The following is a 25,626-nucleotide window of genomic DNA, read 5'->3' as shown; positions in this document are numbered from 1 at the left end:
TTCGCACTACCCTTGACCGACCACAGAGAACCCGCAACATGCCGAAATTTGCAGCCAACCTTACGATGCTGTTCAACGAAGTCCCGTTCCTCGACCGCTTCGCGGCCGCGGCAAACGCCGGCTTCAGTGCAGTCGAATTCCTGTTTCCGTATCCGTACCGGGCCGCGGAACTGGCCGAACGTCTCGAACAGCATCGGCTGAAGCTGGTGCTTCACAACCTGCCGGCAGGCAACTGGGAAGCGGGCGAACGCGGCATCGCGTGTCTGCCTGCACGTATCGCCGAGTTTCAGGAAGGCGTCGGTCGCGCGATCGAATACGCGAAAGCGTTGAAAGTCCCGCAACTGAACTGCCTCGCAGGTATTCCGACGGCCGATGTCGATCGCGACACCGCGCGCGCGACGATCGTCGATAACCTGCGCTTCGCTGCGCAGGCGTTGAAGAACGAGCGCATCAAGCTGCTCGTCGAGCCGTGCAACGCGTACGACATTCCGGGCTTTGCGCTGAACCGCTCGGCGGAAGGTCTCGACGTGATCCGCGCAGTCGGCTCGGACAATCTGTTCCTGCAATACGACATCTATCACATGCAGCGAATGGAAGGCGAACTCGCGGCCACGATCAAAAAGAACCTGCCGCAGATCGCCCACATCCAGCTCGCCGACAACCCGGGGCGCAACGAACCGGGCACCGGCGAAATCAACTACCCGTTCCTGTTCGATCTGCTCGATTCGCTTGGCTACGACGGCTACGTCGGCTGCGAATACAAACCGCGCACCACCACTTCCGAGGGCCTCGGCTGGCTGCAACACATCGCCGGCCGCACACACGCTACTGCGTGAACGCGCGGCGTCATCGAGCCGTCGAGTAACGGATCGGCACGAACCTATTCCTGGAGACACACATGGCAACAATCGGTTTCATCGGCCTCGGCATCATGGGCGCGCACATGGCGCGCAATCTTCTGAAAGGCGGCCACACGCTGTTCGTCAACGGTGCGTATCCGGTGCCCGACGATCTGCGCACAACAACCACCGTGGTCGCGAATTCGACGGCTGTCGCGCAGGCTGCGGATATCGTCATCGTGATGGTGCCGGACACGCCCGATGTCGAGAACGTGCTGTTCGCCGACGACGGCGTGGCGAAGGGCCTCACGAAAGGCAAACTCGTCATCGACATGAGTTCGATCTCGCCGCTCGATACCCAGGCTTTCGCGAAGAAGATCAACGCGCTCGGTTGCGACTATCTCGACGCGCCGGTGTCGGGCGGCGAAGTCGGCGCGCGTGAAGCAACACTGACGATCATGGTCGGCGGTCCGCAGAAATCGTTCGACGCGGCAAAGCCGCTGTTCGATCTGATGGGCAAGAACATCTCGCTGATCGGCGACAACGGTGCGGGACAAACGTGCAAGGTCGCCAACCAGATCATCGTCGCGCTGAACATCGAAGCGGTCGCGGAAGCTTTATTGTTCGCCGCACGCTCGGGTGCCGATCCGGAACGCGTGCGCCGTGCGCTGATGGGTGGTTTTGCATCGTCGCGGATTCTCGAAGTGCACGGTGAGCGCATGACGAAGCGCACGTTCAATCCGGGCTTTCGCATCGAGCTGCATCAAAAGGATCTGAATCTCGCGCTCGACGGTGCGCGCAAGCTCGGCATCGCATTGCCGCACACGGCGAGTGCGCAGCAGCTGTTCAGCGTGTGTGCGGCGAACGGCGGCAAGGCGTGGGATCACTCCGCGATGATTCGCGCGCTTGAGTTGATGGCTAACTTTGAGATCGCGCAGGCGCCGCAGGAAGCGAAAGCGGCTTGAGCGGCCGGCGATAGGCGATAAAAACGTTCCGCCGGCACGTCTCGCCGTTGGAACAACAGGTGGGGCGTCCGTTGCGACATGCTCACGCATACCGCAACGGGCAAATCGGACCGCTCTGGGCTGAGAGCGGTCAGTGGGGTCCGCAGCGGCACCCGGCGGCGCCGGGGAAGCCTTGGTCGGTCAGACGTCGTCGTCGGGTGTCCGGCTGTCGGATTTCAACGCATTTATTTGCCGTCGGTTTTGCCCTGCGCGGTTGCGCAAATGCATAACTCAGTACGTATCGAACACGCGCTGCAGCACCACCGGCCCGGCTGCGCCCGCGGCTAGTGCCAGCATCAACAGCACACGCGCCTTGTACGGATTGAGCGTGCCGGCCGAGATGAAGCCGAGCGCATCGTCGGATGCCGCACCGTTGCGCATCACATGACCCGACCCCACGCGCGATCCCCGTACGACGGCCACACCGTGCGCAACTGCATCGGCGAGGCCCTGCTGCACGGTCGTATGAATCGAACCATTGCCGGTGCCCGCTACGACGATGCCGCGCACACCCGCCGTCACCAGTGCATCGACCGCAATGCGCGACGCACCCGCATAACTCGCGACGATCTCGACGTGCGGCCAGTTCGCGCCGATGACGAATTCGGTATCGACGGTGTGCGGCCGCAGGACCTTACGCTGAAACTCGACTCGACCGTCCTGCACCCAGCCGAGCACACCGACTTCGGGCGACTCGAATGCATTGACCGTATACGTGCTCGTCTTGACGATATCTCGCGCGCTATGAATCCGGTTGTTGAACGCAACCATCACGCCCTGCCCGTGCGCCACGGCGCTCGCCGCGACGGTCACGGCGTTGAGCAGATTGAGCGGGCCGTCGGCGGACAGTGACGTCGACGGCCGCATCGCCGCGGTCAACACAACGGGCTTCGTGCTTTTCACGGTCAGATGCAGCAGATACGCGGTTTCTTCGAGCGTATCGGTGCCGTGTGTGATGACCACGCCGTCGATGCCATCGGTGGCGAGCAACGTGTTCACACGTTGTGCGAGCGCGCTCCACAACGCAAGCGAGATGTCCTTGCTGTCGACGCTCGCCAGCTGTTCGGCCTGCACGCGTGCCACCGATGACAGTGCCGGCACAGCGGAGAGCAGCCGCTCGACGCCGACCACGCCGGCCTGATAACCGGAGGTATTAGCCGGATCGGCCGCCGAGCCGGCGATCGTTCCGCCGGTCGCGAGCACGGCGATGCACGGCAGCGTGTCCGACGCTGCGTGGGAAGGAAAGGAAATCGATGAGTTCATGGCCGCGATTGTAAGCGAAGCGCCGTGCGCTTCACATAGTCGCGGCTACCCTGCCACCTGCACGAGCGCTATGCAACGGATCGCCGGGTCGGAGCCTGGCCAGTCGCGGACCGATCTGTGTGGACCGGCCTGCCCGGCCCGATCAGCCGCAACCGATCGCAGCCCGCGCTACTACGGTTACGCCACTTCGCGCAACTGCGCGGCGATTTCAGCTTCGTTCAGATGCGGCGCGAACATCTCGATCAGCCGGTATGCGTAAGCGCGCAGAAAGGCACCCTTGCGCAGCCCGACGCGCGTCGTGCTCGCCTCGAACAGATGCTGGGTGTCGAGCGCGACGAGTTCGGTGTCGCGCTTCGGATCGTAGGCCATTGCCGCCACCACGCCGATCCCCATACCAAGCTCGACGTAAGTCTTGATCACGTCGGCATCGATCGCGGTCAGCACGACGTCGGGCAATGCGCCCGCTTTCGCAAACGCCTGATCGATATGCGAGCGGCCAGTGAAGTCCTGGTCGTAGGTGACGATCGGATATTCCGCGATCTCGTCGAGCGACAGGTTCGGACGACCCACCAGCGGATGGCCCTTCGGCACAACGACGATGTGATGCCACGAATAGCACGGAAACGTGACGATATCCGGGTAACGGTCGAGCGCTTCAGTCGAGATGCCGATGTCCGCTTCGCCGTTGATGATCATCTGCGCGATCTGTTGCGGGCTGCCCTGGCGCAGCGCGAGATGCACCTTCGGGAACACCTCGGTGAACTGCCGGATCACCTTCGGCAGCGCGTAGCGCGCCTGCGTATGGGTCGTTGCAACGACCAGGTGGCCGCTGTCCTGATCCGCATACTGGCGGGCGACGCGGCGCAGGTTTTCCGCATCGAGCAGCATCCGCTCGATCAGCTGATGCACCGCCTTGCCCGGTTCGGTCAGCCCGGTCAGGCGCTTGCCGCGGCGAATGAAGATGTCGACGCCGAGTTCGTCCTCGAGGTCCTTGATCTGTTTCGATACCCCCGACTGCGACGTGTACAGCACGTTCGCCACTTCGGTCAGGTTCATGTTCTGGCGCACGGCCTCGCGCACGAAGCGTAATTGCTGGAAGTTCATGTGTGTGTCTCCGGGTCAGCCAGAGTGTAATTAAGCGAAATCATATCCTTGCCCATCATTGTGCGGGGAACACCCGCAGCGCACGCGGCACGGCGGTGACGCCGTCGCCGACGCCAAGCTGCAGCTCGCGCCACGTTTCGCGGTCGAGTTCCGCTTCGAGCACGTTGCCCGCGCGGCCTTCGAGTTCGACACGCACCGAGCCGCCCAGCGTCACCACGCGCCGCACGTCGACCACGATGCCGTCGCGATGGCCGGACGCCTGCGGATACAACACGAGATCGTGCGGACGCACATAGGCAAACGCGGGGCCTTCGAATTCCGCCTCGATGGCGATCGGCTGCGCCGCGCCGTCGACGACGAACCCGCTCTGCGCGACGTTGCCATGCAGCCGGTTTGCCCCGCCGAGAAACTCGTAGACAAACGAAGTCTGCGGATGGTCGTACACCTCCTGCGGACTGCCTACCTGCTCTACGTGACCGTGGTTCAGCACGACGATGCGGTCGGCGACTTCGAGCGCCTCTTCCTGGTCGTGCGTGACGAAGATCGTCGAGATGTGCAGATCGTCATGCAGACGCCGCAACCAGCCGCGCAACTCCTTGCGGACCTTCGCATCGAGCGCGCCGAACGGCTCGTCGAGCAGCAGCACCTTCGGCTCGACTGCGAGCGCACGCGCCAGCGCGATCCGCTGCCGCTGGCCGCCCGACAGCTCGGATGGATAGCGCTGCGCAAGCCAGTCGAGCTGCACGAGCTTCAGCAGTTCATGCACCTTCTCGCGAATCACGGCTTCGCTGGGACGCTCTTTGCGCGGTTTCACGCGCAGACCGAACGCGACGTTCTCGAACACCGTCATGTGACGAAACAGCGCGTAATGCTGGAACACGAAGCCGACCTGGCGTTCGCGCGCGCCGACCGTTGCGACGTCCTGGCCTTGCAGCACGACCTGGCCTGCGTCCGCATATTCAAGACCGGCGATCACGCGCAGCAGCGTCGTCTTGCCACAGCCGGACGGCCCAAGCAGCGCGACGAGTTCGCCGGGCGGGAAGTCGAGTGAAACGTCGTCTAGCGCGACGAAATCGCCGAAGCGCTTTTGCAGATTACGAACGATGATGCCCATGTGTTACCACTCCCCTTGCTGAACCGGTTGCGGCGCGACCTTGTTTAGCGATGTCGCCGAGCTCGCGGCCGTTCGCGCGCTGACGGGCTGACTTGCCGGTCCCGCATGCGCCGGCACGACCTGCGCATCGTCGCGCTGCGCCGACAGATGACGTTCCGCGAGCAGCTTCAGGCCGAGCGTCACGAGTGCGAGCAACGCCAGCACCGACGCCACGGCGAACGCCGCCGCGAAGTTGTATTCGTTATAAAGAATCTCGACGTGCAGCGGCATCGTATCGGTCTGCCCACGAATGTGGCCCGACACCACCGATACCGCGCCGAACTCGCCCATCGCCCGCGCATTGCAAAGGATGACGCCATACAGCAGGCCCCACTTCACGTTCGGCAGCGTCACGCGGCGAAACATCTGCCAGCCCGACGCGCCGAGCACGTGCGCGGCCTCTTCCTCGTCGTTGCCCTGCGCCTGCATCAACGGAATCAGTTCGCGGGCGACGAACGGGAACGTGACGAAGACCGTCGCGAGCACGATGCCGGGCACCGCGAAGATGATCTGTACGTCATGCGCCTGCAGCCACGGGCCGAACCAGCCCTGTGCACCGAACAGCAATACATAGACGAGGCCGGAGATCACGGGCGAAACCGAGAACGGCAGATCGATCAACGTGGTCAATAGCGCCTTGCCGCGAAATTCGAACTTCGCGATCGCCCACGATGCCGCGAGCCCGAACACGAGATTCAGCGGCACGGCGATCACGGCCGTCAGCAGCGTGAGCTTGATCGCGGACACGGCATCGGGATCGGTCAGCGACTCGAAATAGAAACCGATGCCCTTGCTCAGCGCCTGGACAAACACAGCAGCAAGCGGCACGACGAGAAACAGCACGAGAAACAGCAGCGCGATGCCGGTCAGGAGCCAGCGCACGACGCGTGATTCGGTGACCGGATCGGGACGGCGCGGTGCGCCTGGGCGGACCTTCGATGAAGCGGAAGCGCGGCTCATGGCGTGCCTCCTGTGACCGTTGCGGCCGTTGCCAGCGGCGCGCGCGGTGCAGCGGTGCCGCGCCCCGTGCGCCGCTGCAAGAACCATTGCAGCGTGTTGATCAGTAGCAGCATCAGAAATGACACGACGAGCATCACAACCGCGAGCGCAGTCGCACCCGCATAGTCGTACTGCTCGAGCTTCGTGATGATCAGGAGCGACGTAATCTCGGACTTCATCGGTACGTTACCGGCGATGAAAATCACCGAGCCGTATTCGCCGAGCGCGCGCGCGAACGCGAGCGCGAAGCCGGTCAACAATGCGGGAAACACGGCGGGCAGAACGACGCGCCGAAACGTCAACCAGCGCGAAGCACCGAGGCAGGCCGCCGCTTCCTCCTGTTCGCGCTCGAACTCTTCGAGCACCGGCTGCACCGTGCGCACGACGAACGGCAAACCGATGAACGTCAACGCGACGAGTACGCCAGCCGGCGTAAACGCGATCTTGATACCGAGCGGTTCGAGAAACTGGCCGATCCAGCCATTTCCCGCATACACGGCCGCGAGCGAAATACCCGCCACCGAGGTCGGCAACGCAAACGGCAAATCGACGATAGCGTCGACGATCCGTTTGAACGGAAACGTATAGCGCACCAGCACCCACGCGACGAGAAAGCCGAACACCGCATTGATCAGCGCACCGCCGAATGCCGAAAAAAAGGTCAAGCGGTACGAGGCCAGCACGCGCGGCGAACTGACGGCGCGCACGAACTGCGCCCAGTCGAGCGTCGCGGTTTTCAGGAAAGTTGCTGCGAGCGGAATCAGCACCACGAGGCTCAGATACGCCACCGTGATGCCGAGCGTCACGCCAAAACCGGGCAACGCACTCGGTTTGCGGAAGGTGAACGTCGTCATGCTCAATGCTCTGTCAGGGTTATCCGCTGCAGACCTGTCGGGTCCGGCGAGCGATGCATCGACGCGGTTCCATCTGGCCGAAAAGCGCGCCCGGGGGCGCGCTTGCCTGATGTCACCGCGTCGTTACATCGGCTGCTGCCGGTTCTCCGCGGTCTGCCTGTCTTTATGCTCTACGATCTGACGGCTTGCACTTCACTGCGGCGCGTAGATCGAATCGAACACGCCACCGTCGGCAAAATGCGTCTTCTGCGCGTTCGTCCAGCCGCCGAACGTATCGTCGACCGTGTACAGCTTCAGCTTCGGAAACTTGTCGGTCAGCGCGGCCGGCACCTTGTTCGAACGCGGACGGTAGAAGTTCTTTGCAGCGATCTCCTGGCCTTCCGGGCTATACAGGAAGTTCAGGTAAGCCTCGGCGAGCTTGCGCGTGCCATGCTTCTCAACGACCTTGTCGACCACGGCAACCGGCGGCTCAGCCAGAATGCTCACCGACGGCACGACGATCTCGAACTTGTCCGGACCGAATTCCTTCAGCGACAGGAACGCTTCGTTTTCCCATGCGATCAGCACATCGCCGATCCCGCGTTGCACGAAGCTCGTCGTCGCACCGCGCGCGCCCGAGTCGAGCACGCCCGCATTCTTATAGAGCTTCGAGACGAATTCCTTCGCGGTCTGCTCGTTACCGCCCGGCTGATGCAGCGCATAGGCCCACGCAGCGAGATAGTTCCAGCGCGCGCCGCCCGAGGTCTTCGGGTTCGGCGTGACGATCGATACGCCCGGCTTCGTCAGGTCGTTCCAGTCCTTGATCTGCTTCGGGTTGCCCTTGCGCACGAGAAACACGATCGTCGACGTGTAGGGCGACGCGTTGTCGGGCAGACGCTTCTGCCAGTTCTTGTCGAGCAGGCCCTTGTTCGCGAGCGCGTCGATGTCGTAGGCCAGCGCGAGCGTCACGACGTCCGCCTGCAAGCCGTCCAGCACCGAGCGCGCCTGTGCGCCCGAACCGCCGTGCGACTGCTTGAAGGTAATCGTTTCGCCGGTCTGCGCCTTCCACTGCTTGCCGAATGTCTGATTGATGTCCTGATACAGCTCGCGTGTCGGGTCGTACGACACGTTCAGCAGCGTTATATCTGCTGCCTGTGCGTGCGACACGATGCCGACTGCTGCCGCGGCGCCCAGCGCCAGTGCGGCAACGAGATGTTTCATCCTGTCTGCAAACCCCGTAATGCGATAGACCATCCAGTTTCTCCGTGCGGTGTGGTTGTGCTGGCTATGTATGTTGTTGTGCGCCTGATGACGATCAGGTCGAGGCCAGTCTATCGAACGGCTTACATCATTAAAAATAATGTTTCCTCATTCTTTAATACTCAAAAGTGGTAATGACGGCTGGGTGCGGCGTTGCGGCACGTAAATGGGTGTTTTGACAGCCAATTGCGGTGCTGCAGCGGCCCCTCTAGAGGACGAACTTAAAGTAACGCTTGATATGTGCCGAATACTGTATAAAAATACAGTCACCTGTCTATCCATACAGTGACGCTATGACCAAACTCACCGCACGACAGCAACAGGTTTTCGAACTGATCCAGCGCGCTATCGAGCGCACCGGCTTCCCACCCACGCGGGCGGAGATCGCCGCTGAGCTGGGCTTCAGCTCGGCCAATTCCGCAGAAGAGCACCTGCGGGCGCTTGCACGCAAAGGCGTGATCGAACTGGCGGCGGGCGCGTCGCGCGGTATCCGTCTGGTACGCAACCTCGACGACGCACCGCATCAGTTCACGCTGCCGCATGCGAGCCTGATGCAACTGTCGCTGCCGCTGGTCGGCCGCGTCGCGGCCGGTAGCCCGATCCTCGCGCAGGAACATATCTCGCAGCACTACGCCTGCGACCCGGCGCTCTTTTCGAGCAAGCCGGACTACCTGCTCAAGGTGCGCGGGCTGTCAATGCGCGACGCCGGTATCTTCGACGGCGATCTGCTCGCGGTGCAGAAAAAAAGCGAGGCGAAAGACGGCCAGATCATCATCGCGCGGCTTGGCGACGATGTGACGGTAAAGCGTCTGAAGCGGCGACCGAACGGCATTGAGCTGATCGCCGAGAACCCCGACTACGAAAACATCTTTGTCGAAGCCGGGAGCGACGACTTCGCGCTCGAAGGCATCGCGGTAGGGCTGATCCGGCCTACCGAATTCTGAACCTGTCGTCTGGAGAGATTCATGGAACGCCTTGCCCGCCTGCTGCCTTTCCGCCAGTTCGGACGTCTGCGTCATTTGCGCGGTGTCGTCCCGTGTGCCCCGCTCGAAGCAGACGGTGCGCCATCGCTGTTCGATGAAGCTCCCACTAGCTCGTCCATCCTGCCGTCGTCGTTGCCGGCATTCGCTCGCGTGTCGCTGAATGCGGGTCTCAACGTCGAACCGGCGCGTCGTGCTCCGGTGCGCGTGTACCATGGGTCGAAGCGACTCATCATGGTCGGTACGATGGATGCCGTATGCCGGATGATCGATCGTGCGATCGCCGAAGAACGTGCCGGCATTCAGGGTGCGCTGTTCGAATAAACGGAGAACGGCAGGCAATGGCAGGGACAGTCAACGGTAGACGCGGATCGCAGCAAGGCAGCATCCGCAAACCACTGGTTATCGTCGTGATCGTGATTGCGATCGTCGCGATCCTGGGGTTCAGCTACGCGTCGCCTTATATGACGCTCGACCGGTTGAAGCGCGCCGCCGACGCGCGCGATGCGGCAACCGTCGATCAATACGTCGATTTCCCCGCGTTGCGCGAAAGCCTGAAACAGCAGGTCACTGCCCTGCTCGCGCAACGGCTCGATGCGAAGAGCAATGGCAATCCGCTGGCCGCATTGGGCGCGATGATCGGTGTGGCATTGATTGGTCCGCTAGTCGATGCGTATGCAACACCGGATGGCGTTGCCGCGTTGCTGAACGGTATACCGCCGCGCGGCGAACCCGGCGAGCGGCCTCCTGCGCCGTCTCAAACTGCATCGAGCCCGGCAACCGACGTTGCACCGGCGCCCGGCGGTACAACACCGCCTTCGACACAGCCCCCGCAGCCGCCGCAAACCACTGCCGGCTATCGCGGGCTGAATGAATTCGTCATCACGTATCGGCACGGCGTAGGCGATACACGTTACTCAGCCATTCTGCATCGCGACGGTCTGTTTTCGTGGAAGCTATCCGCCGTCGATCTGAACGGACGCTAGTTCGAACGCTAGTGCCGTCTGCGTGCATTGCCTCTGAGATTCAGGCAGCCTCTTGTTGTTGCTGCTCCTGCACCGATGAACACGCCACCAGGATGCTGCACGACACGCGGTCTAGCAGCGGCGTGTTACCCGCACCCATCCACCAACGCGACAGGCCGGTACGGCATCGATGTCCCACTACGAGCAGATCGACCTGCAACTGGTTCGCGAGATTCGCGATCTCGTCGATAGGATGGCCGAACGCAAAGTGCCCTTGCGCGTTCACACCGCGCTCGGTCAGCCAGTCGACGCCTTCCTGAAGAATGTCACGCGCGGTTTTCTCAAAGCTGCCGCACGCAACATCGGTTAGCAACCCTGCGCTTTGCGCGATGCTCGAGCGCATATCCACTACCGACAGCAAATGCGTTTCAGCTTTCAGGTCCAGTGCCAGGTCCGCGCCGCAACGCAACGCCTTGCGGCCTTCACGCGAGCCGTCGTAGCACAACAGAATCTTTCGGTAGCTCGCCATCGTCATCTCCCTTCCGCGCCCATCGCGGCATTCGATTCAATCATGGTGCACCGCAATTCAGGTTGCAAGGGATGGAAAACGCCAGGTATTCGAGGCCCTGCAATGGGGCATGCGGCGGTGCAAAACGATGCGAAACAGCACCAAAGCAGCTACGACGAATGCATCGATACCCTAGAATAGGCACCCGTGGCTTACGCATCGCCTGCATCGCGCGCAGACAGCGCGTTCGCCGTTTCGTTTCCGCTGCAGTTTTTTGTTCCCGGAGCCCTCGTCGTCCATGTCAGATGCCGCAATCGAGTTTCAGCAGGTTGAAAAACGCTACGGCGACAAGATCGTCGTCGATGGCCTGTCGTTTCATGTGCAGGCTGGCGAATGCTTCGGTCTGCTTGGGCCGAACGGTGCCGGCAAAACGACCACGCTACGCATGCTGCTCGGTATCGCGTCGCCCGATGCGGGCACGATCCGCCTGTGCGGCGAAGCGATCCCCGAACGCGCACGCTTTGCGCGTATGCGTGTCGGCGTTGTGCCGCAGTTCGATAACCTCGACCCCGACTTCACCGTCAGCGAAAACCTGCTGGTGTTCGGCCGCTACTTCGGCCTGAGCGCTGCAGAGACGCGCGCCCTGGTGCCGTCGCTGCTCGAATTCGCGCGGCTCGAAAGCAAGGCCCACGCGCGCGTCAGCGAGCTATCCGGTGGCATGCGCCGGCGTCTGACACTGGCGCGAGCGCTCGTCAACGACCCCGATGTGCTGATCATGGACGAACCGACCACGGGTCTCGACCCGCAGGCGCGTCATCTGATCTGGGAACGGCTGCGCTCGCTGCTTGCACGCGGCAAGACGATCCTGCTGACCACCCATTTCATGGAAGAAGCCGAGCGGCTCTGCAACCGGCTCTGCGTGATCGAAGAAGGACGCAAGATCGCCGAAGGTGCGCCGGCCGAGTTGATCGCATCGGAGATCGGTTGCGACGTGATCGAGGTCTACGGTCCCGAGCCGCTCGCGCTGCGCGACGAACTTGCACCGCTCGCAGTGCGGACCGAGATCAGTGGCGAGACGCTGTTCTGCTATGTCGACGATCCGCAACCGGTGCACGCGAAGCTCAAGCAACGTACCGACCTGCGCTATCTGCATCGGCCCGCGAATCTCGAAGACGTATTCCTGCGGCTGACCGGCCGCGAGATGCAGGATTGAGCGCACCCCTAACAACCGCAAGCACAACAACAAGCGGATGCACGCGCCCCGCCCGCACGACAAACGCAACCGACACCGGAACAACACCGCACCATGGATGCACGAAGCCTGGACACTGCGAGCAAAACGATGCCCACCAGCGAACGTTTCGCCGCACTACCCGCCAACACCGTGAACTGGGTTGCCGTATGGCGCCGCAACTATCTGGTCTGGCGCAAGCTCGCGCTCGCGTCGATGTTCGGCAACCTCGCCGATCCAATGATCTATCTGTTTGGCCTCGGCTTCGGCCTAGGGATGATGGTCGGGCACGTCGACGGCGTGTCGTACATCGCGTTTCTCGCGGCGGGTACGGTGGCCTCGAGCGTGATGATGTCGGCGAGCTTCGAATCGATGTACTCGGGCTTCTCGCGCATGCACGTGCAGCGCACCTGGGAGGCGATCATGCATACGCCGCTCACGCTCGGCGATATCGTGCTCGGGGAAGTGATCTGGGCGGGCAGCAAGTCCGTGCTGTCGGGTGTCGCGATCATGCTGGTGGCCGGCGCGCTCGGCTATGCGAGCTTTCCGTCGATGCTCGTCGCGTTGCCGGTCATCGTGCTGGCAGGCATGGCGTTCGCAAGCGTCGCGATGATCGTGACGGCGCTCGCGCCGTCGTACGATTTTTTCATGTTCTATCAGACGCTCGTGCTCACGCCGATGCTGCTGCTCTCCGGCGTGTTCTTTCCGGTCGAACAATTGCCGGCTGCTGCGCGACTGGTCACACAGTTGCTGCCGCTCTCGCATGCAGTCGAACTGATCCGGCCGGCCATGCTCGACCGGCCGGTCGAGCACGCAGCGCTGCACGTCGCCGTGCTGGTCGGCTATGTCGTCGTGCCGTTCTGCATCTCGGCGATGCTGTTCAAACGGCGCATGATGCGCTAGCCGCTAGCCGCTAGCCACGCGCAGCACCGGCGTGCAGCAGGTCAGTCTTCGTCGTCGGTCCAGGGAATGTCGACGTCGGAAATGAACGCGACTGTCGCGAAGGGTCCGCCGTCCTGGCGGCCAAGCTTCCCGTCCGCCCGTTGCCACTCGACGCGAAACACGGTCGACGGATCGTCGGCGATCAGGCGGATCGTGCGCAGTTCCTCGGGATCGCTCTCTTCGACCGGACCGTCGAGCGAAATCAGCAGTGCCTGCGGCCAGAGGCCATCGGCCGGATCGTAAATGCGATCGCCATCCTGTATCAGCGTGAACGCTTCGACGCCGATCGTCGCCGATGCTTCGACGATCATCTTGCCCAATGCGCGTAGTAGCGCGGTGGCCCGCGCCGAGTTCGCCTGGCGGATTGCAAGATCGCCGCGCGTCAGCGCCTGTTCGAGTTTCGGATTCGTTTTTTGTTGGGCCATTCGATGTCCTGAGTCCTGTGGCTATTTGGCAGCGGCGAAACGCAGCCCGGCGCGAGGCACGGCCCGGTGATACGTTTCGCGGGGTGAATCGTACCATCGGTGCGGGCCATAGCCGCTGCGGGCAGCCGCGTTGTGTCCAGGCCGTGGCTGCCTGTGCGCTACCGCCTTCATCAGTTTAGGTCGTGAATCAGCGATCGCCCATGGAGATTTGCTGGTGACGCGCACCGGAAAATCCCGCAGGCGGCATGGGTTCTCACACGCCGCCCCCATGCCATATAAGCGCGACTACGGTGCCGGATTCGGTTGCAACTCGTGCAACGCGTCGATTTCCGCGAGGATCTCGGGCGAGAGCTTCACGTCGATACTCGCGATGTTTTCCTTCAACTGCTCGAGCGAGGTGGCACCGATCAGGTTGCTCGTCACGAATGGCCGGCTGTTGATGAACGCCAGCGCGAACTGTGCCGGCGACAGCCCATGGCGACGCGCCAGTTCGACGTAACGCGTGGTGGCCTGCACCGCGTGCGGCTTGCTGTAGCGCTGGAAGCGCTCGAACAGCGTGATGCGCGCACCGGCCGGCCGCGCACCGCCCTCGTATTTGCCCGACAGCCAGCCGAACGCCAGCGGCGAATACGCGAGCAAACCGACGTGCTCGCGATGACTGAACTCCGACAAACCGCTTTCGAACGTGCGATTCAGCAGACTATAGGGATTCTGGATCGTAGCGATGCGCGGCAGACCGGCCGTCTCTGCAGCGTGCAGAAACTGCGCGACACCCCACGGCGTTTCGTTCGATACACCGATATGCCGCACCTTGCCGGCCTTCACGAACTCGGCCAGCACCGACAGCGTTTCCTCGATCGGTACTGTGTAGGCATCGTCGATCCACGGGTATGCACTGCGGCCGAAGGTCATCGTGCTGCGATCGGGCCAATGCAACTGGTACAGGTCGACGTAATCGGTCTGCAGGCGCTTGAGACTGTCGTTCAGCGCCTCGGTCAGATTCTTGCGATCGAACTGGTTGCCTTCGCCACGGATGTGCCGCGGGTTATGCGGCTGGCGCGCGGGCCCGGCGATCTTGGTGGCGAGCACGATCTTGTCGCGTGCGCTGCGGTGCTGCGCGATCCATGTGCCGATGAAACGCTCGGTCAGGCCCTGCGTTTCCGGCCGCGGCGGCACCGGGTACATTTCGGCTGCGTCGATCAGCGTGACGCCCTGGGCCAGTGCGTAGTCGATCTGCGCATGCGCATCCTGCTCGGTGTTCTGTTCGCCCCACGTCATCGTGCCGAGGCCGATCAGACTGACCTGTACATCGGTGTTGCCAAGTCTGCGGTATTCCATCGAACGGTCCCTGTTGATTGAGTAAATCGGAAAACGTCGAAATTAACATGGCAGCACGACACGTGCAGCGCCGCTAGAATGTCGCTCGGCACGGCTGCCTTGCCTGTGCCTTCGTTTCGATGCAATGCCGTTTCCGGAGTGTCATCCCGATGTCAGGTTCGCCATCCGTTGCAGCCCGCCCCAGCGGTTCTTCGCTGATCGTGACGCTGGTCGCCGCTGCGTTCTTCATGGAGAACCTCGACGGTACGATCATCGCCACCGCGCTGCCGCAGATGGCCCGCTCGTTTGGCGTGCAGCCGGTCGAACTGAGCATCGGCATCACCTCGTACCTGCTGACGCTCGCGGTCTTCATTCCGGCCAGCGGCTGGGTGGCGGACCGGTTCGGCGTGCGTGCCGTGTTCACGACTGCGATCGCGGTGTTCACGGCGGCATCGGTAGTCTGCGGGATGACCGATGGGCTGGTCCCGTTCACGGCGGCGCGGATCGTTCAGGGGATCGGCGGCGCGATGATGGTGCCGGTTGGGCGGCTCGCGGTATTGCGCGCGACCTCCAAAGATAACCTGATGCGCGCGATCTCGATCATCACGTGGCCCGGCCTCGTCGCACCGGTCATCGGGCCGCCGCTTGGCGGGCTCATCACGACACATGCGTCGTGGCGCTGGATCTTTTATCTGAATCTGCCGCTCGGATTGATCGGCATCGTGCTCGCGTGGCGCTTTCTCGATACGGCGAGAGATCCGGAAAAACGTCCCTTCGATGGTGTCGGTTTTGCGTTGTGCGGTATCGCCGGCACGGCCGTGATGTACGCGATGGAATTGACCGGGCGAACCGACGCGGGGTGGCTCGAAACGTTCGCCTTCCTGCTTGTTGGAGCGCTGACCGGTGCGGCCGCGCTGTTTCATTTGCGACGTACCGCGCACCCGGTTATCGATCTAACCTCGTTTCGCGTGAAGACTTTTGCTGTAGCGATGAGCGGTGGTCTGCTGTTTCGCATATCGATCAGCGCGGTCCCCTTCCTTCTACCGCTGATGTTCCAGGTCGGTTTTGGCATGGACGCGTTCCGCTCCGGGTTGCTGACGCTCGCGGTCTTCGCCGGCAATCTCGCGATGAAAGTCGTCACCACGCCGGTGATGCGCCGCTTCGGCTTCCGGTCGGTGCTGCTCGTCAACGGCGCGTTCGCTGCGCTGTCGCTGGCTGCGATGAGCCTGCTCACGCCCACTACGCCGTATGTCTGGATCGTGATCGTGCTGTTCGTGAGTGGGCTCGCGCGGTCGCTGCAGTTCACCGCAATCAACACGTTGAGCTTCGCCGACGTGCCGAAACCGCAGATGAGCGACGCCTCGACGTTATCGAGCACACTCAGTCAGATGACGATGGGCATGGGGGTTGCGCTCGGTGCGATCGCGCTGCGCGTCGCGGCCTGGTTGCATGGACACGGCACACAATCCGTCACGCCTGCGGACTTCAGCGTCGCGTTCCTGCTGGTTGCCGCGGTCGGCATCGTGGCGATCGTCGATGTGTTCACACTCGAGCGCGATGCCGGCGCGCATGTCAGCGGTCATGGTGGGCGCAGCGCATGACACACACCGCACGACCGCGCCATCTTCATCCGGACGCACGATGAATTCCGAACACCTCGAACTGCTCGTCACGCGCGTGATGCCCTACGGCAAGTACAAGGGACGCGTGATCGCGGATCTGCCGGGACACTACCTGAACTGGTTCGCGAGCCAGGGCTTCCCGCCCGGGGAAATCGGTCGGCTGATCGCGCTAATGCATGAGATCGATCACAACGGATTGAAGAGCTTGCTCGAGCCGTTGCGCAAGCGCTGAGGGTTGGTGTGCGCTCGACTAACCGAGGATCTGACGCAAAGCCTGAATATGTTCGACGACCAGACGCTGACTCGCCTGTATATCGAGGCATAGGGCCTCGTCGGTCATCTGCTCGCTGCCGTCACCGAAACGCGACGCGCTGATCGCGCGTCCGATCGCGCCGTACGCAAGTTTCAAGCGAATCAGATCCGAAACCGCTTCGGGAAAACCGAACTGATACAGGTTGAGGGAATTGAGTGCGTGCAGCGTTTCGTTGAAGAAGCGCTCGTTGTAAGAGCCGAGCAGTACGAGTTCGTCGACGACATGCCCCTGAAAACCCGCGGCCGCCGCGTCTGCCTGCTCCTGTGCCAGATCGCAGAGTTCGAGGATGCCGTTCTTTTTGCGTTGATCCCGATCCGCCGCCTCTTCGCGAGCGCGTGCGCGCTCCTGCTTCAACTGATACCGGACCACCGCAAAAGAACCGATGATCGCCGCGATCGAACCAAACGCCTGAATCCAGGCAGCCCATGCGGCGGAATCGCCGGGCATGTGTGTCAGTGCTGCCGCGAGGACCAACCCAAGCGCGAAGCCGGCCAACGCGATCATCGCGTCGCGCCTCTGCAGGACGCTTGTTTCTTTTGGGATTCGGCGTTCGTTCGTGTTCATCGCGCTCTCGACCGGTTTTTTTGATCCTATCATGGGCTCTTGCGCGTAACGGATCGCCGCAATCCGCACGTGGCACGACGCGAATCACGCTCGTTCTGACATTTCAATTCAACGCGGGATTCGCATGAAGACGGACGCGACTCAACAACGCCACGATTGACGAAAGCGGAAAACATCAAACGAGATGAAGCACCGCGCCGCTATGCGGAAACAAATGGACGCTGAGGGGGATCGATTCGGAAAGGCTAGATGGGGTGGCTGATGGGACTCGAACCCACGACGACAGGAATCACAATCCTGGACTCTACCAACTGAGCTACAGCCACCACTGGAAACATCTGTCTGGCTCGCCAAGAACTGGCTCACCGATCAAGAAGCGAGATTATACAAACATGATTCGCGTTTGCCTAGCCCTTTATTCACACATTTCCGCGGACTCGCGCAAATACTGCCGCGCTTCGTCGAAAATCGCGAGATCGCCGGTGGCCAGCTTTTTGTTGTCGGACAGCACTCTTCGCCATCCGCGTGCGCCGGCGACACCGCGATAAAGACCGAGCGCATGACGCGTGATCGAACCGAGAGGCGTGCCGCGCGCCACTTCTTTCGCGCAATACTCGATCAGTTTTGCTTCGGCTTGCTCGCGCGTCAGCGCCTCGCTCGATGCGCCGTAAAAACGCGCGTCGACATCCGCGAGCACATACGGGTTGTGATACGCCTCGCGTCCGAGCATCACACCATCGATATGCTGCAAATGCGTGTCCACTTCGTCGAGCGTCTTCACACCGCCGTTGAGGATGATCTCCAGATGCGGAAAATCGCGCTTCAACTGATACGCGTAGTCGTATTTGAGCGGCGGAATCTCGCGATTCTCCTTCGGGCTCAATCCTTTGAGAATCGCGTTGCGCGCGTGCACGATGAATACATCGCACCCGGCATCGGCGATCGTGCCGACGAAGTCGCGCACGAAGCTGTAGTCTTCGACGGCGTCGACGCCGATCCGATGTTTGACCGTGACCGGTACCGACACGACATCGCGCATGGCCTTCACGCAATCCGCAACGAGCGTCGGCTCATTCATCAGACATGCGCCGAACGCGCCGCGCTGCACGCGTTCCGACGGGCAGCCGCAGTTCAGATTGATCTCGTCGTAACCCCACTGCTCGCCGAGCTTCGCTGAACGCGCGAGGTCGTCCGGTTCGCTGCCGCCGAGCTGGAGTGCGACGGGGGCCTCGTCGGCGGTAAACGCGAGATGGCGCGCGACATCGCCGTGGATCAGCGCGCCGGTCGTCACCATCTCCGTGTAAAGCCACGTATGGCGCGACAGCGCGCGGTGGAACGAGCGACAGTGGCGGTCGGTCCAGTCCATCATCGGGGCAACTGAGACGCGACGAGGCGTTGATTTCATTGATTTTTGCTGCAAATTCATAGAGCTAAGAGTATTTCACACCTGTCTTACTGATACTGCATCTGCCGATTTTTCGATGCCGGCGCTACGATGTAGCACCGCAAATGGCATGTAGCACCGGAGCCATACCCGGCAGAACCTCGCCGGGAAATCGTGCGCCCGAAGTATAGGACACACCGTTCAGATTCGCCTCAAGGAAGGCAAAACCTCACCGGGGTGGGGTTATTTACGCAAAGCGACATGTGGATCAAACAACGCGCAATTCGAGGTGCTTGCCGAGCGCCTCGAACGCCGATTCGACCAATTCAATCTTCGAGGAGTGATTGAGTTTGAGAAGGCGATCTATCTGTACCTGATTGACCTTCAGTCGACGCGCCAACTCCGCCTTCCGAACTTTCTGCTGCAACATTTCATTTGCCAGCAGAACTTTGGACGTCGCGAGAGCCGGCAGCCTTACGACACGCTGGCCTCGCTTTGCTTTTGAAGGCAGGGGGATGGGCCGTTTTTCGGCAAAATAGATCTCCAGCGCAGCCTCCAGCGCGTCGAGGGCATGCTCCAACGCATCATCTTCGTTCTCTCCAACGGTGATCGCTTCTGGGACATCGGGAAATGTAGCCAGGAGCGTGCCGTTAGAATCCGGCGTCAGCTCGATGGGATACGACAACATTCATGAATCTCCGGTTTGCGATCGAGATAATACAACATCTTTGTTGCATTTCAAGATCGAACCCACGAAACAGACCCCGCAGACATCCGAACTGCCGTGCAGCGCGGGCGTGATTTAAGTGCAATCTCATCACCCGCTGACCGCCCCCAATTCCCTCCGCCCGACCGCCCACCAAGCCCCACCGATCCGACCCTCACCATTATTCCGTTTTAGAGAAAAGTAATTTCAGATAATCGGCATAGATTTTTGATAGTAAGGGAATACACTTAGCCCCATCGACGCTGCAACCGGAAACAAAACTTAGTCGCAGCGCCATCCCGAACGAAACCCGATTGGAGTCACATCATGAAGACCAAACTTATCGCTGCTGCACTGATCGCCGCTTCCGCTGCATTCGCCGCTCCTGCTTTCGCCAGCGGCTACGGCCCGGCACCGTTCTATCGCCCGGCAGTTGGCGCACCGGCTTCGCAACAAGGCCAGAGCGCACAAACGGTCGCTGCTGAACAACAGCAAAGCGGCGTCGCGGGCTCGTACGGCGGTGTCAGCGACACGTCGTCGCAAGCCGGTACGCGTGGCGCGTACGTCAAGCAAAGCGGCCCGGGCGCAGTGTTCTTCGGCCATTAATTTGCACAGGCAGTACGCAGATGACCGGTCGACGGTGACTGGTTAGCCACAGGGTATTAACGATAAAGCCCGGTGTTCATGACGAACACCGGGCTTTATCATTTGTGGTACATGGCGAGCGCCAGGCGGCGCCCGACAGCGACATCAAAGCCGCGCGATCGACACCTCCGTCGATTTGACCAGCGCGACCACTTCCGCACCGACCTTGAGTTCGAGTTCGTCGACCGAGCGCGTCGTGATCACCGACGTGACGACGCCAAACGGCGTATCGACGTCCACCTCGGACACCACCGGACCGCGGATGATCTCCTTGACCTTGCCCTTGAACTGATTGCGTACGTTGATTGCGGAAATGCTCATAGCGTGTGACTCCAGTGGATCGATAAAAGGTCAGGTAGACGAGGCGTCCCCTGCCATCCTGTGACTGCGCATAAGACAACGCGTAAGACAGCGCATCAAACTGCCCAACGAACCTCGGTCGGGCGCGCGATGCGGTCCGTACGGCGCGCGTCGTGTGCGTCATATGCGTGGTAAGGCAGCGCGTCGTCATGCACAGTCGTTTTCAGTACCCTTTGCAGCACATGTTCCTCAAGCGCCGCAAAACCAGCCGATGCCCGCGCCCGCGGACGCGCGAGCGGCACCGGCTGATCGAGTGCGATGCGCCCTTCTTCGATCAGCAGAATCCGGTCGCCGAGCGCAACGGCCTCGTGCACGTCGTGCGTGACGAGTAGCGCGGTGAAACGATGTTCGTGCCACAGCCGTTCGATCAGCGCATGCATTTCAATGCGCGTCAGAGCATCGAGCGCCCCAAGCGGTTCGTCGAGCAACAGCAGTTGCGGCCGATGAACCAGCGCACGCGCCAGCGCGACGCGTTGCCGCTGGCCACCGGAGAGTTGCGCGGGCCAGTCGTCCGCACGCGCTTCCAGACCGACTTCCGCGAGCACGGCGCGCGCCGCGTCGCGAGCTCCCTTGCCGAGCCCAAGCATCACGTTCTGCAGGACGGTTTTCCAGGGCAGCAACCGCGCGTCCTGGAACATGATCCGCGTGTCGAGCGGTGCACCGTCCTCCGCGCGCTTCTCGAGCACGCCCGCGCTGGTCGCTTCGAGTTCGGCAATCAGGCGCAGCAGTGTCGACTTGCCGCAGCCACTGCGCCCGACGATCGCAACGAAGCTGCCGCGCTCGATCGACAGATCGAAGTTCTCGAGCACCGTACGTTCGCCGTAGCGCTTGCCGACACCGCGCAATTCGACTGCGTGATCGGCCGGCGGCGCTCCATCGCGAGTGAGCGGCGTATGTGGGCCAGGCTCATAGTGATGCGCGTGTGGCGCAGAAGCCTCACTCGCATCGTTATCGTGCGCGCGCGGCTGCGCCACTTCGGCCTCGAGATCGCTACCCGCAATCCCACCCCACGACGACGCCCATGTAGTCGCGCTCATGTCTTCGCTCCTCGTTGATACGCGGGATGCCAGCGCAGCGTGACGCGCTCGAGCGTCTTCGCAAGCATGTCCGCGAGCTTGCCGAGCCCGGCATACAGCAGGATGCCGACCACCACGACGTCGGTCTGCAGGAATTCGCGTGCGTTCATCGTCATATAGCCGATGCCCGATTGCGCGGAGATCGTTTCGGCCACGATCAGCGTGACCCACATCAGGCCGAACGCGAAACGCACACCGACGAGTATCGACGGCAATGCGCCCGGCAAGACCACGTGACGATACAGCGCGAGTCCCTTCACGCCATAGCTGCGCGCCATCTCGATCAGGTTCGCATCCACCGAGCGGATGCCATGAAACGTATTCACGTAGATCGGGAAAAACACGCCGAGCGCGACCAGAAACACCTTCGCCTGTTCTTCGATACCGAACCAGAGGATCACGAGCGGAATCATCGCGAGCGCGGGGATGTTGCGAATCATCTGCACGGTCGAATCGAGCGCGACCTCGGCGGGTTTGAACAGACCGGTCGCGAGCCCAAGCACGAGACCGATGCTGCCGCCGATCGCAAAACCCGACACTGCGCGCCAGGTACTGACCTTCACGTCGGCCCACATTTCGCCCGACTGGATCAGCGACCACGCGGCCTTCACGACCGCAATCGGTTCCGGCAGTACGCGGGTCGAAAGCACGCCGCTGCGCGCGGCAAATTCCCATGCCAGCAGGATGGCAAGCGGTGCGATCCACGGCGCCGCATGCGCGGCCAGCCGGCGCAGCACGCCTCGTTTCGTTGGATTCACGTTGGACTGGGCCATGACTGGCTGCTCCTCGATTCGTCAGCGTGTGAGCGCTATATAAGACTCAGCTCGCGCTGGTCTTCGGCAGATAGTTGTTGCCGACGATCTCGCCAAACGGCCCCGACAGCGGACCGCTCGCGCTTGCACGCTTGCGGTTCGGCAGCAGCGGAAACACGAGTTCGGCGAACCGGTACGATTCTTCGAGATGCGGATAGCCGGACAGGATGAACGTGTCGATACCGAGGTCCGCATACTCTTTCATGAGCGCAGCCACCTGCTCCGGATTGCCGACGAGCGCCGTGCCCGCGCCACCGCGCACGAGCCCGACACCTGCCCACAGGTTCGGATACACCTCGAGCTGTTCGCGACCGCCGCGCTTGCCGCCGTGCAGCGCGGCCATGCGGCGCTGTCCTTCCGAATCCATCTTCGCAAACGAAGCCTGCGCGCGCGTGATCGTTTCATCGTCGAGCTTGCTGATCAGCTTGTCGGCGGCGGCCCATGCTTCGTCTTCGGTTTCGCGCACGATGACGTGCAGGCGAATGCCGAACTTGATCTGCCGGCCGTGCGCCGCCGCACGCGCGCGAATGTCGGCGATCTTCTTCGCCACCGCTTCGGGCGGCTCGCCCCACGTCAGATACGTATCGATGTGCTGTCCTGCCATCTCGTGCGCCGCCGGCGACGAGCCACCGAACCACAGCGGCGGATGCGGATGCTGGACCGGCGGATACAACACCTTGCCGCCCTTCGACTGCAGCGTTTCACCGTCGTAGTTGATCGCTTCGTTGGTGTGCGACGCGGCAAGCAGATTGCGCCAGATGTGCAGGAAATCGTCGGTGATCTTGTAGCGCGTGTCGTGATCGGCGAACAGTCCGTCGCCTTCGAGTTCGGCCTGATCTCCGCCCGTCACCACGTTGATCAGCAGGCGCCCGCCCGACAGACGATCGAACGTCGATGCCATGCGCGCGGACAATCCCGGCGATGCAATGCCCGGCCGGATCGCGACGAGAAACTTCAGACGCCGCGTGACCGGGATCAGGCTCGACGCGACCACCCAGGCGTCTTCGCACGAGCGGCCCGTGGGCAGCAGCACGCCCTCGTAGCCGAGCGTGTCGGCAGCGACGGCGATCTGCTGGAAGTAATCGTAGTCGGCTGCACGCGCGCCCTGCGATGTGCCGAGATAGCGGCTGTCACCGTGGGTCGGGATGAACCAGAACACATTCATTTGCTGCTCCTGCTTGTTCGAGACTGGATGGATCGGGTGGACGGGTGCGCCCGTCGATCGCGCTGCGGCACGCTCAGCATGCGCAAGACCCGCGGCCGCGGTGACGGGCAGCGGGCCACACGACGAGACGAATCGGGACGGCGCGCTCAGGACCGACAGCGCGTCTGCAAGACGGCCGGGCACATGGGACGCGGCACCGCAGGGGGAATCACGCTCTGAACGACACTCGAAAACAGGCAGGACATCGCGACAGCTTCCTCGGCGAGACATGCGCGCAGTGCGCGCCCGGTGACGGGGCGACGGCAATGCCGTCTACATGGGAAAACAGTCTATGGACGGGGCTTTCGCTTTTGAACGATTTTTTTAAGCTTAGGTTTTCCACTTTCGTGATTAGCCCGACGCTTTAGCATACGGCCCGCGCAACCGCGCGCCGCGTCTGCGGGCGCGGCCGGTCTATATAATGACGCACGTTTTCCGATAATCCGCCCCGGCCGCGCACGCTGCGCCGCCGGTGCCTCTGGCGGTGCAATGCATGCAAAAGATCATCCTGCCGTTCGTATCCGGTTTTCTGGCTTCGCTGTTTTTTCGTGAATCGACGCTCGCGTTACTGCACGCCGCGGCGTTAATCGATGCAAGCGGCTTCTCGACCGCGCCGTTCCTGCCGCTCGGTATGCCCGAGTTCATCGTGAACGCGCTCTGGAGTGCCGTGCTGGCTGTGCTGATGGCGTGGCTGCTGCGGGTCTCGCCGGAACGTGCGGCGCCCTGGGTTCAGGCGTTCGTGTTTGGCGGGATCGTGCTGACTGCGGCCAGCGTCTTCGTGATCGATCCGCTGCGCGGTATCTGGCCGAGCGGCAATATGTTGCCGCGCCTTGTGGTCGGTTTTGCGGCCAACGCGATGTGGGGCTGGGGCGCGCTCGTGTTCATGCGCGCGTTCATGGCGTTCGACGACGAGGACTGAGCGAGGCTCGGTCGCGCGCCGCGCAACCTGCGCGGCGCGGCGTAAGCGCTGGTCTAGCCCTGCAGGTCGCGCAGCGGATGGTCCGCCGGCGTCCATGGGCTTTCGAACATCCGCTCGACATCCACTGCCGAAACATCCTCGATGCGCGCGATACGCCACTGCGGACGATTATCTTTATCGATGATCCGTGCCCGGATGCCTTCCATCACATCGCCCTGCTCGAAGGTCGAGCGCGTCAGATCCAGATCGCGGCGCAGGCAATCGGCCATCGTGCCCTCCGAGCGCACGACCATCTCCAGCGATACCGCCATCGACAGCGGCGAGCGTTCGCGCAGCACACCCACCGTCTGTTCGGCCCACTCCGCCCCTTCGCACTCGGGTTCCGCTTCAAGCGACGCGAGAATATCCGCGACGTCGGGCTTCGCAAAATGCCGGTCGATCAACGCACGGGCGTCCGCCAGCGTCGACGTGTCCGGAGTAGGAACGACCTTGTGCGACGCGGTCTCGCGCATCACGCATATCGTGACATCGGCACCGCGTTCGAATGACTCGCTCTTCAGCGTATCGATAAGTGCGGGCAATGCCGCATCGTCGATATAGGCGTCGGCGAGGCCCGCATACAACGCATCGGCGGGGCCGATCGTTTCGCCCGTTACCGCGAGATAGCGTCCGAGCGCACCCGGCGTGCGCGCGAGAAACCAGCCCACGCCGACATCCGGAAAGAGCCCGATGCGCGTTTCGGGCATCGCCATTTTTGTCGAGTTCGTGACGACGCGCAGACCACCGGTGCGATACGCACCTTGCGAAATGCCCATGCCGCCGCCCATCACAACGCCGTTCATCAACGCGATGTAAGGCTTTGGATAGGAAAAGATGGCGTGATTGAGTTGGTACTCTTCGGTGAAAAACGTATCGAGCGCCGCACGCTCGCCGCGCTGGGCCGCGTCGTACAGGAAGCGGATATCGCCGCCCGCACAGAACGCGCGCGCGTGCTGACTGCGCACCACCACCGCAAGCACCTCGCGGTCGTCGCGCCAGCGCTCGAGCGCGCCGCGGATCGCACGAATCATCCCTGTAGATAGCGCATTCAGCGCTTTCGGGCGCTCCAGTTCGATGAAGCCGATGCGGTTTGCAACGTAGGCGGAAATTTCGTCGCTGGGAGTAACGGGGGCGGCGGAGGACATGAAGGGAAAAATCG

Annotated in this window: 28 protein-coding genes and 1 tRNA gene; 11 read left to right on the top strand and 18 right to left on the bottom strand. The window is 62.2% G+C overall.

The features are described 5' to 3' along the window. Positions 1–38 precede the first annotated feature (38 nt). Both otnI and FNZ07_RS22035 read left to right on the top strand, forming a co-directional pair. On the top strand, positions 39–836 hold the full coding sequence (gene otnI, locus FNZ07_RS22040; protein WP_091016352.1) for a 2-oxo-tetronate isomerase: 798 nt from the start codon (positions 39–41) through the stop codon (positions 834–836). A 62-nt stretch (positions 837–898) separates the two neighbouring features. Beyond that, positions 899–1,804, top strand: coding sequence for a 2-hydroxy-3-oxopropionate reductase (locus FNZ07_RS22035; RefSeq protein WP_091016349.1), 906 nt, complete (start codon positions 899–901; stop codon positions 1,802–1,804). Between the two features lie 270 nt (positions 1,805–2,074). Here the strand turns inward: FNZ07_RS22035 and FNZ07_RS22030 are convergent, their stop codons facing one another. The 6 genes from FNZ07_RS22030 to FNZ07_RS22005 all read right to left on the bottom strand — a co-directional run bounded on the left by FNZ07_RS22030 (position 2,075) and on the right by FNZ07_RS22005 (position 8,449). Next, on the bottom strand, positions 2,075–3,106 hold the full coding sequence (locus tag FNZ07_RS22030) for an asparaginase (protein WP_091016347.1): 1,032 nt from the start codon (positions 3,104–3,106) through the stop codon (positions 2,075–2,077). Positions 3,107–3,283: 177 nt separating this feature from the next. Further along, entirely contained in the window at positions 3,284–4,210 is a 927-nt protein-coding gene (locus FNZ07_RS22025) for a CysB family HTH-type transcriptional regulator (protein ID WP_091016345.1), read from the bottom strand. A 55-nt stretch (positions 4,211–4,265) separates the two neighbouring features. Then, complete coding sequence (locus FNZ07_RS22020; protein WP_091016342.1) at positions 4,266–5,324, bottom strand: sulfate/molybdate ABC transporter ATP-binding protein; 1,059 nt, start codon at positions 5,322–5,324, stop codon at positions 4,266–4,268. A gap of 3 nt (positions 5,325–5,327) precedes the next feature. Then, positions 5,328–6,323: a sulfate ABC transporter permease subunit CysW gene (cysW, locus tag FNZ07_RS22015; protein WP_091016340.1), complete on the bottom strand. Its 996-nt coding sequence runs from the start codon at positions 6,321–6,323 to the stop codon at positions 5,328–5,330. After that, entirely contained in the window at positions 6,320–7,216 is an 897-nt protein-coding gene (cysT, locus tag FNZ07_RS22010; protein ID WP_091016338.1) for a sulfate ABC transporter permease subunit CysT, read from the bottom strand. Before cysT ends, cysW begins: the two co-directional genes overlap by 4 nt. Positions 7,217–7,408: 192 nt before the next feature. Next, on the bottom strand, positions 7,409–8,449 hold the full coding sequence (locus FNZ07_RS22005; protein ID WP_091016336.1) for a sulfate ABC transporter substrate-binding protein: 1,041 nt from the start codon (positions 8,447–8,449) through the stop codon (positions 7,409–7,411). Between the two features lie 299 nt (positions 8,450–8,748). Between FNZ07_RS22005 and lexA the strand changes: the two genes are divergently transcribed. From lexA to FNZ07_RS21990, 3 genes are read left to right on the top strand one after another with little or no spacing between them, the layout of a single operon-like run. After that, positions 8,749–9,399: a transcriptional repressor LexA gene (lexA, locus tag FNZ07_RS22000; RefSeq protein ID WP_091016334.1), complete on the top strand. Its 651-nt coding sequence runs from the start codon at positions 8,749–8,751 to the stop codon at positions 9,397–9,399. A 21-nt stretch (positions 9,400–9,420) separates the two neighbouring features. Beyond that, entirely contained in the window at positions 9,421–9,759 is a 339-nt protein-coding gene (locus FNZ07_RS21995) for a hypothetical protein (RefSeq protein ID WP_091016332.1), read from the top strand. Between the two features lie 17 nt (positions 9,760–9,776). After that, positions 9,777–10,421 (top strand): DUF2939 domain-containing protein, encoded by a 645-nt coding sequence (locus FNZ07_RS21990; protein WP_091016331.1) that lies wholly within the window; start codon positions 9,777–9,779, stop codon positions 10,419–10,421. A gap of 40 nt (positions 10,422–10,461) precedes the next feature. On the opposite strand, the gene FNZ07_RS21985 is transcribed toward FNZ07_RS21990, so the two are convergent. Beyond that, a complete protein-coding gene (locus FNZ07_RS21985) occupies positions 10,462–10,929 on the bottom strand; it encodes a universal stress protein (RefSeq protein WP_091016877.1) in 468 nt (155 codons plus the stop codon). A gap of 277 nt (positions 10,930–11,206) precedes the next feature. Between FNZ07_RS21985 and nodI the strand changes: the two genes are divergently transcribed. Together nodI and FNZ07_RS21975 are read left to right on the top strand one after the other, a co-directional pair. Continuing rightward, a complete protein-coding gene (gene nodI, locus FNZ07_RS21980) occupies positions 11,207–12,121 on the top strand; it encodes a nodulation factor ABC transporter ATP-binding protein NodI (RefSeq protein WP_091016328.1) in 915 nt (304 codons plus the stop codon). Between the two features lie 93 nt (positions 12,122–12,214). Next, complete coding sequence (locus FNZ07_RS21975) at positions 12,215–13,042, top strand: ABC transporter permease (protein ID WP_091016326.1); 828 nt, start codon at positions 12,215–12,217, stop codon at positions 13,040–13,042. 41 nt (positions 13,043–13,083) lie between these two features. On the opposite strand, the gene FNZ07_RS21970 is transcribed toward FNZ07_RS21975, so the two are convergent. Further along, positions 13,084–13,506: a hypothetical protein gene (locus FNZ07_RS21970; protein WP_091016323.1), complete on the bottom strand. Its 423-nt coding sequence runs from the start codon at positions 13,504–13,506 to the stop codon at positions 13,084–13,086. A gap of 285 nt (positions 13,507–13,791) precedes the next feature. Further along, positions 13,792–14,844 carry an NADP(H)-dependent aldo-keto reductase gene (locus tag FNZ07_RS21965; protein ID WP_091016321.1) on the bottom strand — a complete coding sequence of 351 codons (1,053 nt, stop codon included), beginning with the start codon at positions 14,842–14,844 and terminating at the stop codon, positions 13,792–13,794. A 149-nt stretch (positions 14,845–14,993) separates the two neighbouring features. Here FNZ07_RS21965 and FNZ07_RS21960 point away from each other — a divergent pair, with 149 nt between their 5' ends. Then, positions 14,994–16,424, top strand: coding sequence for an MFS transporter (locus FNZ07_RS21960; protein ID WP_091016319.1), 1,431 nt, complete (start codon positions 14,994–14,996; stop codon positions 16,422–16,424). 40 nt (positions 16,425–16,464) lie between these two features. Further along, entirely contained in the window at positions 16,465–16,677 is a 213-nt protein-coding gene (locus tag FNZ07_RS21955; RefSeq protein ID WP_091016874.1) for a DUF3820 family protein, read from the top strand. An 18-nt stretch (positions 16,678–16,695) separates the two neighbouring features. Here FNZ07_RS21955 and FNZ07_RS21950 read toward each other — a convergent pair whose 3' ends face one another. From FNZ07_RS21950 to FNZ07_RS21935, 4 genes are all read right to left on the bottom strand, one after another. After that, a complete protein-coding gene (locus tag FNZ07_RS21950; protein ID WP_143098137.1) occupies positions 16,696–17,262 on the bottom strand; it encodes a hypothetical protein in 567 nt (188 codons plus the stop codon). Between the two features lie 310 nt (positions 17,263–17,572). After that, a tRNA-His gene (locus FNZ07_RS21945) sits at positions 17,573–17,648 on the bottom strand. A gap of 89 nt (positions 17,649–17,737) precedes the next feature. Beyond that, positions 17,738–18,727 carry a tRNA dihydrouridine(20/20a) synthase DusA gene (gene dusA, locus FNZ07_RS21940; protein ID WP_170275817.1) on the bottom strand — a complete coding sequence of 330 codons (990 nt, stop codon included), beginning with the start codon at positions 18,725–18,727 and terminating at the stop codon, positions 17,738–17,740. 247 nt (positions 18,728–18,974) lie between these two features. After that, complete coding sequence (locus tag FNZ07_RS21935; RefSeq protein ID WP_091016312.1) at positions 18,975–19,394, bottom strand: type II toxin-antitoxin system HicB family antitoxin; 420 nt, start codon at positions 19,392–19,394, stop codon at positions 18,975–18,977. A gap of 345 nt (positions 19,395–19,739) precedes the next feature. On the opposite strand from FNZ07_RS21935, the gene FNZ07_RS21930 reads away from it, so the two are divergent. Next, positions 19,740–20,018, top strand: a complete 279-nt coding sequence (locus FNZ07_RS21930; RefSeq protein ID WP_091016310.1) for a hypothetical protein — start codon at positions 19,740–19,742, stop codon at positions 20,016–20,018. 144 nt (positions 20,019–20,162) lie between these two features. On the opposite strand, the gene FNZ07_RS21925 is transcribed toward FNZ07_RS21930, so the two are convergent. From FNZ07_RS21925 to ssuD, 4 genes are all read right to left on the bottom strand, one after another. After that, entirely contained in the window at positions 20,163–20,378 is a 216-nt protein-coding gene (locus FNZ07_RS21925; RefSeq protein ID WP_091016309.1) for a TOBE domain-containing protein, read from the bottom strand. 95 nt (positions 20,379–20,473) lie between these two features. After that, positions 20,474–21,454 (bottom strand): ATP-binding cassette domain-containing protein, encoded by a 981-nt coding sequence (locus tag FNZ07_RS21920; RefSeq protein WP_091016307.1) that lies wholly within the window; start codon positions 21,452–21,454, stop codon positions 20,474–20,476. Then, complete coding sequence (ssuC, locus tag FNZ07_RS21915) at positions 21,451–22,266, bottom strand: aliphatic sulfonate ABC transporter permease SsuC (protein ID WP_245811640.1); 816 nt, start codon at positions 22,264–22,266, stop codon at positions 21,451–21,453. The genes FNZ07_RS21920 and ssuC overlap by 4 nt, the downstream gene beginning before the upstream one ends. A 46-nt stretch (positions 22,267–22,312) precedes the next feature. After that, entirely contained in the window at positions 22,313–23,470 is a 1,158-nt protein-coding gene (gene ssuD / locus FNZ07_RS21910) for an FMNH2-dependent alkanesulfonate monooxygenase (protein ID WP_091016305.1), read from the bottom strand. 532 nt (positions 23,471–24,002) lie between these two features. Between ssuD and FNZ07_RS21905 the strand changes: the two genes are divergently transcribed. Then, positions 24,003–24,428, top strand: a complete 426-nt coding sequence (locus FNZ07_RS21905) for a hypothetical protein (RefSeq protein ID WP_091016302.1) — start codon at positions 24,003–24,005, stop codon at positions 24,426–24,428. A 53-nt stretch (positions 24,429–24,481) separates the two neighbouring features. Here FNZ07_RS21905 and FNZ07_RS21900 read toward each other — a convergent pair whose 3' ends face one another. Then, complete coding sequence (locus FNZ07_RS21900) at positions 24,482–25,612, bottom strand: enoyl-CoA hydratase/isomerase family protein (RefSeq protein WP_091016300.1); 1,131 nt, start codon at positions 25,610–25,612, stop codon at positions 24,482–24,484. Positions 25,613–25,626 lie beyond the last annotated feature (14 nt).

The sequence above is a fragment of the Paraburkholderia megapolitana genome (genome assembly GCF_007556815.1).
In the GTDB taxonomy this organism is placed as follows: domain Bacteria; phylum Pseudomonadota; class Gammaproteobacteria; order Burkholderiales; family Burkholderiaceae; genus Paraburkholderia; species Paraburkholderia megapolitana.
Note: the sequence above shows the minus strand (reverse complement) of the source record. Positions and strands in the feature narration are given on the sequence as shown.

What these genes read in the sequence shown, in the direction of transcription:
- otnI (WP_091016352.1), top strand. Translation starts at nt 39, where the DNA reads ATGCCGAAATTTGCAGCCAACCTTACGATGCTGTTCAACGAAGTCCCG.
- FNZ07_RS22035 (WP_091016349.1), top strand. Translation starts at nt 899, where the DNA reads ATGGCAACAATCGGTTTCATCGGCCTCGGCATCATGGGCGCGCACATG.
- FNZ07_RS22030 (WP_091016347.1), bottom strand. Translation starts at nt 3,106, where the DNA reads ATGAACTCATCGATTTCCTTTCCTTCCCACGCAGCGTCGGACACGCTG.
- FNZ07_RS22025 (WP_091016345.1), bottom strand. Translation starts at nt 4,210, where the DNA reads ATGAACTTCCAGCAATTACGCTTCGTGCGCGAGGCCGTGCGCCAGAAC.
- FNZ07_RS22020 (WP_091016342.1), bottom strand. Translation starts at nt 5,324, where the DNA reads ATGGGCATCATCGTTCGTAATCTGCAAAAGCGCTTCGGCGATTTCGTC.
- cysW (WP_091016340.1), bottom strand. Translation starts at nt 6,323, where the DNA reads ATGAGCCGCGCTTCCGCTTCATCGAAGGTCCGCCCAGGCGCACCGCGC.
- cysT (WP_091016338.1), bottom strand. Translation starts at nt 7,216, where the DNA reads ATGACGACGTTCACCTTCCGCAAACCGAGTGCGTTGCCCGGTTTTGGC.
- FNZ07_RS22005 (WP_091016336.1), bottom strand. Translation starts at nt 8,449, where the DNA reads ATGGTCTATCGCATTACGGGGTTTGCAGACAGGATGAAACATCTCGTT.
- lexA (WP_091016334.1), top strand. Translation starts at nt 8,749, where the DNA reads ATGACCAAACTCACCGCACGACAGCAACAGGTTTTCGAACTGATCCAG.
- FNZ07_RS21995 (WP_091016332.1), top strand. Translation starts at nt 9,421, where the DNA reads ATGGAACGCCTTGCCCGCCTGCTGCCTTTCCGCCAGTTCGGACGTCTG.
- FNZ07_RS21990 (WP_091016331.1), top strand. Translation starts at nt 9,777, where the DNA reads ATGGCAGGGACAGTCAACGGTAGACGCGGATCGCAGCAAGGCAGCATC.
- FNZ07_RS21985 (WP_091016877.1), bottom strand. Translation starts at nt 10,929, where the DNA reads ATGGCGAGCTACCGAAAGATTCTGTTGTGCTACGACGGCTCGCGTGAA.
- nodI (WP_091016328.1), top strand. Translation starts at nt 11,207, where the DNA reads ATGTCAGATGCCGCAATCGAGTTTCAGCAGGTTGAAAAACGCTACGGC.
- FNZ07_RS21975 (WP_091016326.1), top strand. Translation starts at nt 12,215, where the DNA reads ATGGATGCACGAAGCCTGGACACTGCGAGCAAAACGATGCCCACCAGC.
- FNZ07_RS21970 (WP_091016323.1), bottom strand. Translation starts at nt 13,506, where the DNA reads ATGGCCCAACAAAAAACGAATCCGAAACTCGAACAGGCGCTGACGCGC.
- FNZ07_RS21965 (WP_091016321.1), bottom strand. Translation starts at nt 14,844, where the DNA reads ATGGAATACCGCAGACTTGGCAACACCGATGTACAGGTCAGTCTGATC.
- FNZ07_RS21960 (WP_091016319.1), top strand. Translation starts at nt 14,994, where the DNA reads ATGTCAGGTTCGCCATCCGTTGCAGCCCGCCCCAGCGGTTCTTCGCTG.
- FNZ07_RS21955 (WP_091016874.1), top strand. Translation starts at nt 16,465, where the DNA reads ATGAATTCCGAACACCTCGAACTGCTCGTCACGCGCGTGATGCCCTAC.
- FNZ07_RS21950 (WP_143098137.1), bottom strand. Translation starts at nt 17,262, where the DNA reads ATGATCGCGTTGGCCGGCTTCGCGCTTGGGTTGGTCCTCGCGGCAGCA.
- dusA (WP_170275817.1), bottom strand. Translation starts at nt 18,727, where the DNA reads ATGAAATCAACGCCTCGTCGCGTCTCAGTTGCCCCGATGATGGACTGG.
- FNZ07_RS21935 (WP_091016312.1), bottom strand. Translation starts at nt 19,394, where the DNA reads ATGTTGTCGTATCCCATCGAGCTGACGCCGGATTCTAACGGCACGCTC.
- FNZ07_RS21930 (WP_091016310.1), top strand. Translation starts at nt 19,740, where the DNA reads ATGAAGACCAAACTTATCGCTGCTGCACTGATCGCCGCTTCCGCTGCA.
- FNZ07_RS21925 (WP_091016309.1), bottom strand. Translation starts at nt 20,378, where the DNA reads ATGAGCATTTCCGCAATCAACGTACGCAATCAGTTCAAGGGCAAGGTC.
- FNZ07_RS21920 (WP_091016307.1), bottom strand. Translation starts at nt 21,454, where the DNA reads ATGAGCGCGACTACATGGGCGTCGTCGTGGGGTGGGATTGCGGGTAGC.
- ssuC (WP_245811640.1), bottom strand. Translation starts at nt 22,266, where the DNA reads ATGGCCCAGTCCAACGTGAATCCAACGAAACGAGGCGTGCTGCGCCGG.
- ssuD (WP_091016305.1), bottom strand. Translation starts at nt 23,470, where the DNA reads ATGAATGTGTTCTGGTTCATCCCGACCCACGGTGACAGCCGCTATCTC.
- FNZ07_RS21905 (WP_091016302.1), top strand. Translation starts at nt 24,003, where the DNA reads ATGCAAAAGATCATCCTGCCGTTCGTATCCGGTTTTCTGGCTTCGCTG.
- FNZ07_RS21900 (WP_091016300.1), bottom strand. Translation starts at nt 25,612, where the DNA reads ATGTCCTCCGCCGCCCCCGTTACTCCCAGCGACGAAATTTCCGCCTAC.